We start from the raw sequence: 11,727 nt of genomic DNA on the forward strand, positions 1-11,727 counted from the left end.
ACCCGGGCGTCACCGAACACGACCCGGCCACCGCACGCGCCGGCTGTCCTGGGCGGACGCGCCCGACCAGGCCGCCCGGGTCAGCGGCGGGACCGCTGCGCCGCCCTGGTGAGCCGGGCCGCGATCCCGGTCATCCGCTCGGCCAGCTCCGGGGGCTCCTGGACCTCGAACTCGCAGCCGATCAGCGAGATCCACACGACCAGCCCGTCCAGTGAACTCGCGCCCGCCCGCAGCGTGCAGGACCGCTCGTCGCGGGCTTCGAGGACCCCGTTGGTCGGGCCGATGTGCTCGGCGGCCTCGTCCAGCGGCAGGTGCAGGGTGATCACCGCCTGGTGCCGGTAGGCGGCGTTGGACAGCCCGTAGGCGGTGTAGGCGGCCAGGTCCTCGTCGGGCGGGTCGCGGGGCGCGAACCGCGGCCCGGTCGGGGTGCGCGGGACGAGCCGGTCCACGCGGAACGTGCGCCAGGCGTCGCGGTCGAGGTCGTAGGCCACCAGGTACCAGCGGCGGCCGGTGTGCACCAGGCGCAGCGGCTCGACCTGGCGCAGGCTCTCCCCGCCGTCGCGGTCGCGGTAGTCGAACCGCAGCCGCTCGTGGTCGCGGCAGGCTCCCGCGATGGCGGCGAGCGTGCCCGCGTCCACCGTGGGGCCGCGCCCGCGCAGCGGCACCATCATCGACCCCAGGGCGTTGACCCGGTTGCGCAGCCGCGCGGGCAGCACCTGCTCCAGCTTCGCCAGCGCCCGCACCGAGGTTTCCTCGATGCCCGCGACCGTCCCGTTGGACGCGGTGCGCAACCCCACCGCGACGGCCACCGCCTCCTCGTCGTCGAGCAGCAGCGGCGGCAGCGCCGCACCCGCCCCGAGCCGGTACCCGCCCGCGGTCCCGGTCACCGCGTGCACCGGGTACCCCAGCGAGCGCAGCTTGTCCACGTCGCGCCGCACCGTCCGGTCGGTCACGCCCAGCCGCTCGGCCAGATCCGCGCCGGACCAGTCGCGGCGGGTCTGCAACAGCGACAGCAGCCGCAGCAGCCGCGCCGAGGTCTCCAACATGGGCCCAGTGTCGCAGCCGTCGCGGACAGCTCCGGTCCGCGACGCCCGCCCGTCTACCCGGTGACCAGGATCAAGGTGAACCCGTCGTGCCCCTTCGCCCCGACCGTCTGGACAGCCGTGGCCTCCACCCTCGGCTCGGCCGCGATCAGCTCGTGGAGCGCCCGCGTGCCCACCACCGCCGGATCGGCGCTGCCCGCGTCGGCGATGGCGCCGCCGCGCACCACGTTGTCCACCACGATCACCCCACCCGGCCGGGTCAGACGCAACGCCCATGTGAAGTAGTGCGGGTTGTTGGGCTTGTCCGCGTCGATGAACACGAAGTCGAACGGCTCATCGTCGACCAGCGTCGGCAGCGTCTCCAGCGCCGCCCCCACCCGCACCTCGGCGATCCCGCCCAACCCGGCCTCGGCCAGGTTCTCCCTGGCCACCTCGGCGTGGCGCGGGTCGAACTCCAGCGTCACCAGCCGCCCCCGCGGCGGCAGCGCCCGCCCCAGCCAGATCGCGCTGTACCCGCCCAGCGTGCCGATCTCCAGCACCCGCCGCGCCCCGCGCACCCTGGCCAGCAGGTTGAGCAGCTTGCCCTGGTTGGGAGCGACCGCGATCGGCGGCAACCCGGCCGCGTCGCAGCGTCGCAGCGCCGCGTCCAGGATCGGGTCCTCGGGCAGGAGCGCGGCGCACAGGTAGTCGTCGACAGTCGTCCACAGAGTCTCGGTCACCTGCCCCACCCTACCTACATTCCTTGACGGGCATATACTTCGATCGGTATGTTCGACGAGGGAGAATCACCGAGAAGGGAACGTCCATGGACGCCACACTGCGCACCGACGCGGGCCGCTGCGTGCTCCGCTTCACCCGCGCCCTCGCCCACCCACCGGACAAGGTCTGGCGCGCCATCACCGAACCCGACCACCTCGCCCACTGGTTCCCCGCCACCCTGACCGGCGAACGCCGCCCCGAAGCGCCCATCACCTTCACCTTCGCCTTCGACGACGGCACCGACGGCGGCTCCGGCGTCATCACCGACTACGACCCGCCCCGCCTGTTCGCCTTCACCTGGCAAGGCGAGAACCTCCGCTTCGACCTGCGCCCCACCGACGACGGCTGCCTGCTCGTGTTCACCCACCGCTTCGACGACCGCCCCGGCGCCGCCAGTTTCGCCGCGGGCTGGGAAGGCTGCCTCGCCGCCCTCACCGCCCACCTCGACGGCGCCCCCACCCCCGACTACGACTGGGCCGCCGCCCACGAGACCTACACCGCCCGCTTCGGCCTCCTGCACGGCACCGCCCAACCCGACGGCGACACCTGGCTGGTCCGCTTCGAACGCCAGCTCACCGTCCCCGCCGACCAGGTCTGGCCCCACCTCGCCGCACTGGCGGGCGGCCGCCCCGTCACCGAGAACGCCCCCGACACCCTGCTCACCCGCCACGACACCGGCGACACCGTCCAGATCGACCTCACCCCCGGCCCCGGCGGCGCCCGCCTGCTGCTCACCCACCGCCTGCTCACCCACCGCCTGCCCACCCACGGCCTGCCCACCCACGGCCTGCCCACCCACGGCCTGCCCACCCACGGCCTGCCCACCCACGATGGCCCCACCGAAGACGGCACCGAAGACCGCGTCGTCACCGCCCTCGTGCACTGGCACACCGCCATCCGCGCCCTCGCCGCCCGACTCATGGGCACCACCCCCGGCGCCCCCGACGACGACCTGGACGCCTGCTACCGTCACACGATCGAGGCGACCATGCCGTAAACTGAGCCCATGTCGATCATCGGGTCGGCGCGGACGACGGACCGCGCCTGGCCACGCACCGACGCTCACGACGAACTCCGCCTCCAGTGGGAGTTCCTGGCCTTCCTGCGCACCACCGCGCTCGCCAAAGCCGCGGGCCTGAGCCCAGCCCAGGCCACCGAGACACCCCTGCCGACCTCACCGCTGATGAGCGTGACCGGCATCCTCAAACACCTCACCGCCGTCGAACGGCACTGGCTCACCCGCACCGCGGGCGGCGCCACCCTGCCCGCCCTCTGGGACCCGCACGACGCCGACGCCGAATGGCGCCTCACCCCGGCCGACACCCCCACCGCCGTCGCCGCCGCCTACCGCGTCGAATGGGACCTCGCCGAATCAGCCATCGCTGGCCTGCGGCCCGACGACCCGGCCCGCGCCGACGACACCCACACCCTGCGCTGGGTCCTGGCCCACGTCACCCAGGAAACCGCCCGCCACATCGGCCACCTCGACATCCTGCGCGAACTCATCGACGGCCACGTGGGGGAGTAGCGCCCGCCCGCGCCGCCCCGCCGGAAACCCGACGAGACGGCGCGGCAGCACAGCGACACCAGTGCGGCGACACCAGTGCGGCGACCGGCCCACAACGCCCTGACAGCACCGGCGAGAAGACCTCCCGCGGACACCGCCAGGCCCGCTGTGAACAGCACTAGGCAGCGGCCCTCACCTCACCCAACAACCGCTCCCCGGCCTCGGTCGCCCGCACCGGAACGTCCCGAGTCCCCACACCCGGCCTGATGGCGACCAGCCCACGCCGCTCCAGCAGCGCCAGCGCCTCCTCCTCCCACTGCGGCAACCGCCCAGCGGGAGAACCATCCGAACCAGCCCACAGAAATCCCATCGGCGCCCCCCACAACCCGTTGTGGAACAGCACCGCCCCCTGCGCGGCGTCTCGCAACGCCGTCCTCTCGTTCTCCGTCATCTCGCCCCTCCCAGTGCAGTGGTGACGGTCACACCATGTGGTAGCAGGCTCCACTGACCGCGAGCTGACCGAATACCCCCAGGCCACCCCACACGTTCCCCCAGTTCACCCCAACCACGAACCAATACCTGCCAACAACCGCGCCTTCGTCCCCGCCGAGGCGAACGACGCCTCGACCGACGACCGCGCCAACCCGGCCAACACCGAGTCGTCCAACCCGAACGCCGCCCGCAGCGCCGCGTACTCCGCCGCGAGCCCCCGCCCGGTCACATTCGGCACATCCGTGTTCACCGTGACGACCAGCCCCGCCGCCAACAACCGCGGCAGCGGATGCGCCGCCAACGACGGAACCAGCCCCAACGCCACATTCGACGACGGGCACACCTCCAGCGGCACCCCCCGGTCCCGCACCTCGGCGACCACCTCAGGGTCCTCCAGCACCCGAAACCCGTGCCCGACCCGCTCGGCCCCGCCGACGGTGATCACCTCCCGCACACTCTCCGGCCCACCGCACTCGCCCGCGTGGTGCACCAACCGCAACCCCGCCTCCCGGGCCTCGGCCAACACCTCCGCGAACGGCGCCGCCGGATACGCCTCGTCCCCGGCCAACCCGACCCCGACCACACCCTCGAACCGCGACGCCAACTCCACCGTCCGCCGCAACCGCGCCACCGGCTTGCGCCGCGAATGGTCCAGCAGCACCCGCACCTCGATCCCGTGCCGCCGCTGCCCCTCGGCCAACCCCTCCAGCACCGCGGCCAACGGCATCTCCAGATCACCCAGCCGCTCACCATGCGACGCCGCGGTGAACGTCACCTCCGCGTACCCGGTGCCCTGCGCCGCCTCGTCCGCGCAGAACTCCACCGCGATCCGCCGAAAGTCCTCCGGCCCGCGCAGCACGTCCCGCACCCGCGAGTTCTGATCCGCGAACTCCCGAAACCCCCGAAACCGAAACGGCCCATGACTCACCTGGGGCGGAACCGCGATCCCGTTCGCAGCACCGATCTCGACCAAGGTCGACGACCGCACCGTGCTTTCCAAATGCACGTGCAGATGCGCCTTCGGCAACAGTGCCAAATCCCCCATGCGTCCATGGTAAGAGGTACCAGGCTCCCCGCGCTCCTTGTTTTTCAAAAACCTGAAAAAGCTGGCAACCTTTTCCCCGGCGCCCGGATCAAGAAAGCAAGACCAACTACCAGTCGAAGGGCATGGGATACCCGTGGCACTGAGTTTCGCCCGGTCAGCCGAGGAACAGGCACTCCGAGAACTCACAATCACCGTCGACCGCGACGACCGCACCGCCGTCATCGGCGCCGTCGGCCGCATCGACCTCGCCACAGAAACCCCCTGGCACGACGAAGTCATGACCGCCAGCACCGCGGACGACGGCACCACCCGCGTCGTCATCGACCTCACCGCCGTCACCTTCCTCAGCTGGGCCAGCACCGCGGTCCTCGTCCGCGCCAACCGCGCCTGCCGCCGCCGCGGCCGCACCCTGCGCGTCCTCGCCTGCGGCCCCGTCCTCACCGGCCTGCAGCTCACCCACCTCCCGGAAGACATCACCATCACCCCCAGCGCCCGCACCGCCCCCACCCCGGCCGCCCGCGCCACCAGCAGCTGGCTCATCGCCTAACGCCCTCGGCTGCCACCACCGGACAGCGCACCACTCGCAGGACCCGCGCACCGGAGAACCCGCTACCCCACCCCCGCACCACCCGTTGTCCTCGACACGCGGGGCAGGGGAGCAAGCCCACACCCCAGAAGCGGGCACTCACCGGCGAACGCGCCGGACCGCGGCCAAGCGCCCACCCCGAGAACCACCCGCCCCGACCGCGCGCCCCACAGGCACCCACCCACAACCGGGCCGACAACCGCCGCCATCACACCACCCCGCGGCCCCTGGCACGCCGAACCAGGGGAGCGGTGCCCCACAGACCCCACCCAAGACCGGCCCACCACCGCGGCGTCCACCACGCCCGCGGCACCGCCTAGCAAGCCGAACCCTCGACAGCGAAGTCGTGCCCCGCACCGAACACCCCGCACCAAACACCCTGCGGCATCGCCTAGCAAGCCGAACCAGGGGAGTGGCCTGGTCGACAGCCGCCACGCGCCGCACGACACCACCACCCGAGCGGGCGCCATCGCCTACTGGCACGTCGACGACCTCGACGCGGCCTTCGCCCGCCTGCTGTCCCTGGGCGCCGAGGTCCACGACACTCCGCGCGTGCGGGGCGAAGGATTGGTCACGGCGTCGGTGATCGACCCGTTCGGCAACATCCTGGGCATCATGTTCAACCAGCACTACCTCGACATCCTCGCCTCGACCCAGACATGACCGCGCGGCTCGCCCCCGCGCAAGGAGAAGCGGGGGCGAGCCGCGATCGGAAACGATCAAGCCGGGACCTGGGGGAGTGGTCCGCACCCGGGCCAGGCCGGGCTGGGGTAACACACTCAATTCACACGGCGGTCTGGCTCGTCAATCTGGGCGATCACGAGAACGTCGATGCTGCCCCGGTACTTGTCGTCGTAATGGTTCGAGGAGTTGTCCCGAAGTCCGTATTCCACCGTGACCTCGACCAGTCGCGTCGAGTAGTCCGCCTTGCGCACGTCGGTGATGCGGTGGAACAACAGGTGCACCGGACGCTCCTGGTCCACGAACTCGGCCTCGAAGCCCCTCAGCGCCGCGTTCGCGCTGATGACGGGGTTGTCGAAGTGGAAGGTCAGCTTCTTCCTCTGCGGATGCTGGGCGTCGGACTGGTACTCGAAGGTCTGGGTCTGGAACCTGAGGGTCGGTGACACGGTCGGCGACACTGCTTCCTGCCTCCTTGGGTTCGAGTTCCCCGGCTCGTGTGAGCCGGTTACTGATCGATTACCCACCGTGGCCGAGTCATCACTGCGACGAACGAATGAACCAGTTACTTGACATAATGTAGATTATCGAACAAACAGAACCTGGCTGTTCGGCCGCAGAAGGGGCTCCAGACCACCCCGAAACGCGTCACCACGCTGTCACCGTGAGCGCCGCGTTCTCGCCACAGGCGCGACCCCCGAAGGTTCGACGCCGAGACGCGCCAAGCCGACAGCGTGACGACGGGTCGGCTATCGGACACCTGAAAGAGCGCCCCTGGACGACCCGGAGCGCCGCCCAGGCACCCAATCAAAACGTCACCGTGACGTTTTGACCCGGCCTCTCCGGACCCGATCACTCAGGCCCTGAGGGCCACCCTGGACCACTCCCGCACTCCTGTCGAACACATGTTTCATGGATAATCGCGGTTATCCATTACTCGAAGCCCTCGTTGATCGACTTTTGTCGGTGGGGTCGGGTAGGCACGCACTGTGATGTTGATCGAGGCGCACGAGGCGTTCTTTGTGGCGCGACGCTCCCGTAAGGACTCTCCACACACGACGGCGGCCTACCGCCGTGATCTCGCCGGGGTGACCGCGCGCCTGGCCGAGGTGTTGGAGCGGGACGCGGCGGGGATCGAGCTGTCCGAAGTGTCCGCGCAGGCGCTGCGGGCGGCGTTCGGCGTCTTCGCGGACACGCACGCGAAAAGCTCGGTGGCGCGGGCGTGGTCGACGTGGAACCAGTTCTTCCAGTTCTGCGTGGCCGATGGGCTGGCGCCGGGCAATCCGATGGGGGCGATCGGCAGGCCGCGACCCGCCCCCCTCTCCCCCAAGCCGCTGCGGGGTGAGCGCACGCCGGAGCAGTTGCTGGCCGCGATCGCGGGCGGGGCGCGGCGGGCTCGGCGGCCGTGGCCGGAGCGGGATCTGCTGGTGCTGGCGCTGGGGCTGGTGGCGGGGCTGCGGGCCTCGGAGATGCGGGCGCTGCGGCGGTCGTCGGTGGTGGGGCGCCCGGGTGAGCGGCGGTTGTTCGTGCACGGCAAGGCGAACCGGGAGCGGTCGATTCCGATCGAGGCGCCGTTGGAGCGGGTGATCGAGGCGTATCTGGCCTCGTGCGCGGCGCGGTTTCCGAGTGCGCGGTTCTCGGCGGAGTCGCCGTTGGTGTTGGGTTCCGATGGTGAGGGGATCGGCCGGGGCGCGTTGGATTACCTGGTGAAGGCGTGTTTTCGGGGGGCGGGGATGCATGACCGGGTGCCCGCGGGGGCGAATCTGCACGCGTTGCGGCACACGTTCGCGACGCGGTTGGCCGAGGACGGTGCGAACGCGGTGGAGATCATGGTGCTGCTGGGGCACGCGAGCCTGAACACGAGCCAGAACTACATCGACGCGACCGGCAAGGAGCGGCGGGCGGCCGCGGCGAGCAATCGGACGTATCGGGCGTTGGCGGAGTTGGCGGGTGAGGGTCCGGCGGGTCAGTAGGCTGGCGGGGATGCGACGCAAGCTTCGGTCCCCGCTCCCCCAGCGCCACGGTCTCGACGCGGCGCGGTTGCGCCTGCCCGAGGAGGGGGCGTGGGCGACGGTGCTGGAGCACTTGGTGGAGCGTCTCCCCCGGGTCGATCCGGCGCGGATCGAGTCGATGCTGCGGGAGGGGCTGATCGTCGGGGTGGACGGTCCGGTGGCGGTGGACGCGCCGTACGCGCCGGGGTCGTTCGTGTGGTTCCACCGGGATTTGCCGGTGGAGACGCCGGTTCCGTTCGAGATGGGGATCGTGCATCAGGACGAGGATCTGGTGGTAGTGGACAAGCCGCATTTTCTGTCCACGATTCCGCGTGGGAAGCACATTGTGCAGACGGCGTTGGTGCGGTTGCGGCGGCAGTTGGGGATTCCGACGTTGAGTCCTGCGCATCGACTGGACCGGGTGACCGCGGGGTTGCTGCTGTTCGTGGTGCGGCCGGAGTTGCGTGGCCGATATCAGACGTTGTTTCGGGATCGGTTGGTGCACAAGGAGTATGAGGCGGTGGCCCGGCATGATCCTGGGTTGGCGTCGCCGGTGGTGGTGCGCAGCCGGATCGTGAAGGAGCGTGGGGTGATCACCGCGCAGGAGGTGCCGGGTGAGCCGAACGCGGAGACGCGGGTGGAGTTGCTGGAGCACCGCGCGGGTTTGGGTCGGTATCGGTTGGTGCCGCTGACCGGTCGGACGCATCAGTTGCGGCTGCATATGAGTGGGTTGGGGTTGCCGATTCTGGGTGATGACTTCTATCCGGTGCTGACGGAGAAGCCGTTGGATGACTTTTCGCGGCCGTTGCAGCTGTTGGCGCGGGTGTTGGAGTTCAACGATCCGGTGTCGGGGGTGCGGCGGCGGTTCGAGAGCGGGTGCCGGTTGGCGGCGTGGGATTCCCCTGAGGTGTGGCGGGCGGGTGCGGGGTGAGGTGTTCAGGGGGAGTACGTCGGGCGGGCCGAATTTGTTCCTCAGGTGTTGAATTTGTGCGCACGTCCACATCCGGGTGATCTTCGGGTTCGCCGGGGCCAGCATGGGGTTCATGAGGAACTTGATGTCAGGCAAGGGAAGCAGACGTAGGGCGCTGTGGTCGGTCGCCGTGGTGGCCGCGGTCGCGGCGGTGCTGCCGGTGACCGCGGGGACGGCCGCGGCGGCGACGTGCATGGTGAACAAGGCCAAGAGCGACGACGGTTCGTGCATCACGTCGGTGATCACGGTGGACTCCGCGCGACGGGTGTTCGACCTGGTGATCAATTCGACGGCCGGGAACCGGGTCACCGCGCAGCGGGCGCGGGTGATGTTGCCGTCGGGGCACGGCGCCGATCCGGGGCGGCGGTGGCCGACGCTGTATCTGTTGCACGGTGGTGGGGTGTCCGGTTCGGCGGGTTATCGGGATTGGACGGAGAACACCGATGTCGCGGAGGTGACGGCGGGTTATGCGGCGCTGGTGGTGATGCCGGAGGCGGCGTCGGCGGGGTGGTATTCGGACTGGGTCAATGGCAGCGCGTATTGGGAGACGTTCCACCGGGTGGAGTTGCGGCAGTTGCTTGAGCGCAATTACGCGGCGAGCGGGCGGCGGGCGATCGCGGGTCTGTCGATGGGTGGTTTCGGCGCGATGTCGTACGCGGCGCGGTATCCGGGTGAGTTCGCGGCGGTGGCGTCCTACAGTGGGGCGTTGCACCCGCTCGCGGATTTCAGTTTCATCCAGTCGCTGTTGTTCTTGAACTTCCAGGATATCAACGGACTGTGGGGTGATCCGACGACGGCGGCGGGGCGGGCGCGCTGGCAGGAGCACGACCCGTATTACAGTGTGGACGCCCTTTTTGACATTCCGGTGTATGTGGCCTCGGGTCAGCCGCCGCGTGGGAGTGATCCGTTGAATTTGGAGACGGTGACCAACCGGGAGACGCTGGCGTTCGAGAATCGGCTGAACGCGGCCTATGTGGCGGCGCATCCGGGCAGTTCGGGGGCTCCCCTGCTGCGGACGCACCATTACGAGGGCACGCATGACTGGCAGTACTGGGAGGCGGAGTTCGTCGCGTCGGTGGACATGTTGATGGACGCTGTCGGGGGTTGAGGCGCGCTACGGCCACCGGGGCGCCGGTGGCCGTAGCGGGTTACCCGAGGCGGAGCATGTGCGCGCCCTTCATTGATTCGTGGGTGGCGGTGAAGACGCCGCGCACGTTGGCGCAGAACTCCTCGTTGTCGATCCGGTCGTCGTTGTCGGAGTCCATGGCGGCGAACGCGGCCGCGGCGACGGCGGGGTCGGTGATGCCCGCGCCGCGGTAGACGCGGGTGAGTTCGTCCTGGTCGATGTAGCCGTCGCCGTCGGTGTCGGCGATGGCGAAGCAGGCGTCCGCGGCGGCCAGCCACTTGTCCATGAGGTCGCTCGCGGTCAGCAGTCCCTGGTCGTGGGCGTCGCGGAACTCGGCCTTGCCGACCGAGTCGTCCTGGTTGACGTCGGCGGCTTCGCGAACGTAGTTCCATATCCGGGCGTAGGCGGCGAGTAGGTCCTGGATGAGTCCTGAGTTCGGTTCCTGGCCGAATTCCGTGGCGAGCCCGGCGGTCACCTGCTCGAAGTCAGCCCAGGTGATCTCGTCGTTTCCGTCCATGTCGAGGACGGTGAACACGCGGTCGATGTTTTCGGTCTGCAACTGGCTCAGCATTGGCGGTGTCTTTCTCGTTGGCGCCGTGTTTTGTGCCCGGCTGAGGTTAGCGGCCGTGGAAAGGGGGTGGCAGCGGCGATTCGGGTTCGGCGGGTCACTCGATGTGCTTACTTGTCTGGGGTGGGAAACCCGTGTCGGTGGGCTGTCGTCGGGTGGTTCGGCCGAAGTGGTGATCGTGTCGTGCAACTCGGTGAAGTTGCGGTCGTCGGGGGTGACAGGGCTGTGCGCGTGGTTCCAGGATCGGCGGGCGGGTTTTCATTTCGCGGTGGCGGGAAAGCGCGGGTCGCGGGCACGGCGAAGGGGTGGACGGTGGCGCGAGCGCACGCACGGCCGGAGGATTGCGAGTTCGACCTGCCGGAGGTGCGGGACGGTGAGCGGTGCGATGTGGCCGCCGCGGGTGAAGTGGGCTGGGTGGCGAGGGCCCGGTGACCGCGCGCATTCGGCGGCTGCGGCTGCTGGCGGCGACGGTGCTGAGGCGGTTGATCCCCCGGGGACGCGGTGCGCGCTCGTGGATTTCCCCGCGCACGGCAATGTCGGTGACAGCGCGATCTGGGTGGGTGAGCGGGTGGTGCTCGCCGAGATCGGCGCGGAGGTGGCCTATGTGGCCGGTCTCGGGTCCTACTCCCCCGCGGCGTTGGCGGGACAGGCTGTGGCCGCTGGCCAGGCAGGCATACGGGTACGGGCGGGCCGACGCGCGGTTGATGCGCGGCTTCCTGGCCTACGGGCTGCCCCCGGTTGGCGCCCGCGCCGCAGCGCGGAGTCGGGGCGGATAGCCGCGCCGGGCCCCCGAGCTGCCTCCCTCGACCGGGCGGGCCGCTGGTTCTACGGCGCCGCATGGCGCGCGGGCAGGCTGACCGGCAGCGTCCGGCACCGCGTGCCCTGCCTGTGACGTGCGGGCCGACCCCGGGGAGCGCTTGACCCGCCGAGGGTCAGTGTGATCATCCCCGCGAGGGACGCCG

Annotated in this window: 14 protein-coding genes; 8 read left to right on the forward strand and 6 right to left on the reverse strand. The window is 70.2% G+C overall.

Features of this window, described 5'->3' with window-relative positions; translation table 11 throughout:
- Positions 1-80: 80 nt before the first annotated feature.
- Both BLS56_RS00305 and BLS56_RS00310 read right to left on the reverse strand, forming a co-directional pair.
- Positions 81-1,046: a helix-turn-helix transcriptional regulator gene (locus tag BLS56_RS00305; protein ID WP_091446840.1), complete on the reverse strand. Its 966-nt coding sequence runs from the start codon at positions 1,044-1,046 to the stop codon at positions 81-83.
- A gap of 53 nt (positions 1,047-1,099) precedes the next feature.
- Entirely contained in the window at positions 1,100-1,762 is a 663-nt protein-coding gene (locus BLS56_RS00310; protein ID WP_091448639.1) for an O-methyltransferase, read from the reverse strand.
- Between the two features lie 86 nt (positions 1,763-1,848).
- Here BLS56_RS00310 and BLS56_RS00315 point away from each other — a divergent pair, with 86 nt between their 5' ends.
- Both BLS56_RS00315 and BLS56_RS00320 read left to right on the forward strand, forming a co-directional pair.
- On the forward strand, positions 1,849-2,799 hold the full coding sequence (locus BLS56_RS00315) for an SRPBCC domain-containing protein (RefSeq protein ID WP_091446843.1): 951 nt from the start codon (positions 1,849-1,851) through the stop codon (positions 2,797-2,799).
- A 9-nt stretch (positions 2,800-2,808) separates the two neighbouring features.
- Positions 2,809-3,330 carry a DinB family protein gene (locus tag BLS56_RS00320; protein WP_091446846.1) on the forward strand — a complete coding sequence of 174 codons (522 nt, stop codon included), beginning with the start codon at positions 2,809-2,811 and terminating at the stop codon, positions 3,328-3,330.
- A gap of 157 nt (positions 3,331-3,487) precedes the next feature.
- On the opposite strand, the gene BLS56_RS00325 is transcribed toward BLS56_RS00320, so the two are convergent.
- The gene (locus BLS56_RS00325; protein WP_091446849.1) at positions 3,488-3,760 is read right to left on the reverse strand and encodes a hypothetical protein; all 273 of its coding nucleotides are present in this window, start codon (positions 3,758-3,760) and stop codon (positions 3,488-3,490) included.
- A 105-nt stretch (positions 3,761-3,865) separates the two neighbouring features.
- The gene (gene add, locus BLS56_RS00330; protein WP_091446852.1) at positions 3,866-4,846 is read right to left on the reverse strand and encodes an adenosine deaminase; all 981 of its coding nucleotides are present in this window, start codon (positions 4,844-4,846) and stop codon (positions 3,866-3,868) included.
- 133 nt (positions 4,847-4,979) lie between these two features.
- Between add and BLS56_RS00335 the strand changes: the two genes are divergently transcribed.
- Together BLS56_RS00335 and BLS56_RS32860 are read left to right on the forward strand one after the other, a co-directional pair.
- Positions 4,980-5,393 (forward strand): STAS domain-containing protein, encoded by a 414-nt coding sequence (locus BLS56_RS00335; RefSeq protein ID WP_175482586.1) that lies wholly within the window; start codon positions 4,980-4,982, stop codon positions 5,391-5,393.
- 9 nt (positions 5,394-5,402) lie between these two features.
- A complete protein-coding gene (locus tag BLS56_RS32860) occupies positions 5,403-6,095 on the forward strand; it encodes a VOC family protein (RefSeq protein ID WP_324187495.1) in 693 nt (230 codons plus the stop codon).
- 116 nt (positions 6,096-6,211) lie between these two features.
- Here BLS56_RS32860 and BLS56_RS00340 read toward each other — a convergent pair whose 3' ends face one another.
- The gene (locus BLS56_RS00340) at positions 6,212-6,571 is read right to left on the reverse strand and encodes a hypothetical protein (RefSeq protein WP_091446857.1); all 360 of its coding nucleotides are present in this window, start codon (positions 6,569-6,571) and stop codon (positions 6,212-6,214) included.
- Positions 6,572-7,102: 531 nt separating this feature from the next.
- Here BLS56_RS00340 and BLS56_RS00345 point away from each other — a divergent pair.
- The 3 genes from BLS56_RS00345 (at position 7,103) to BLS56_RS00355 (ending at position 10,179) form a co-directional block, all read left to right on the forward strand.
- On the forward strand, positions 7,103-8,083 hold the full coding sequence (locus BLS56_RS00345; RefSeq protein WP_091446858.1) for a tyrosine-type recombinase/integrase: 981 nt from the start codon (positions 7,103-7,105) through the stop codon (positions 8,081-8,083).
- Positions 8,084-8,093: 10 nt separating this feature from the next.
- Positions 8,094-9,032 carry an RluA family pseudouridine synthase gene (locus BLS56_RS00350; RefSeq protein ID WP_091448643.1) on the forward strand — a complete coding sequence of 313 codons (939 nt, stop codon included), beginning with the start codon at positions 8,094-8,096 and terminating at the stop codon, positions 9,030-9,032.
- Positions 9,033-9,156: 124 nt separating this feature from the next.
- Complete coding sequence (locus BLS56_RS00355) at positions 9,157-10,179, forward strand: alpha/beta hydrolase (protein WP_228771250.1); 1,023 nt, start codon at positions 9,157-9,159, stop codon at positions 10,177-10,179.
- Between the two features lie 40 nt (positions 10,180-10,219).
- On the opposite strand, the gene BLS56_RS00360 is transcribed toward BLS56_RS00355, so the two are convergent.
- Positions 10,220-10,756, reverse strand: a complete 537-nt coding sequence (locus BLS56_RS00360; protein WP_175482587.1) for an EF-hand domain-containing protein — start codon at positions 10,754-10,756, stop codon at positions 10,220-10,222.
- Between the two features lie 520 nt (positions 10,757-11,276).
- Between BLS56_RS00360 and BLS56_RS30295 the strand changes: the two genes are divergently transcribed.
- Positions 11,277-11,657 carry a hypothetical protein gene (locus tag BLS56_RS30295; protein WP_175482588.1) on the forward strand — a complete coding sequence of 127 codons (381 nt, stop codon included), beginning with the start codon at positions 11,277-11,279 and terminating at the stop codon, positions 11,655-11,657.
- The last annotated feature ends 70 nt before the right edge of the window (positions 11,658-11,727 follow it).

This window comes from Actinokineospora iranica (assembly GCF_900101685.1).
GTDB classification, from domain to species: Bacteria; Actinomycetota; Actinomycetes; order Mycobacteriales; family Pseudonocardiaceae; genus Actinokineospora; species Actinokineospora iranica.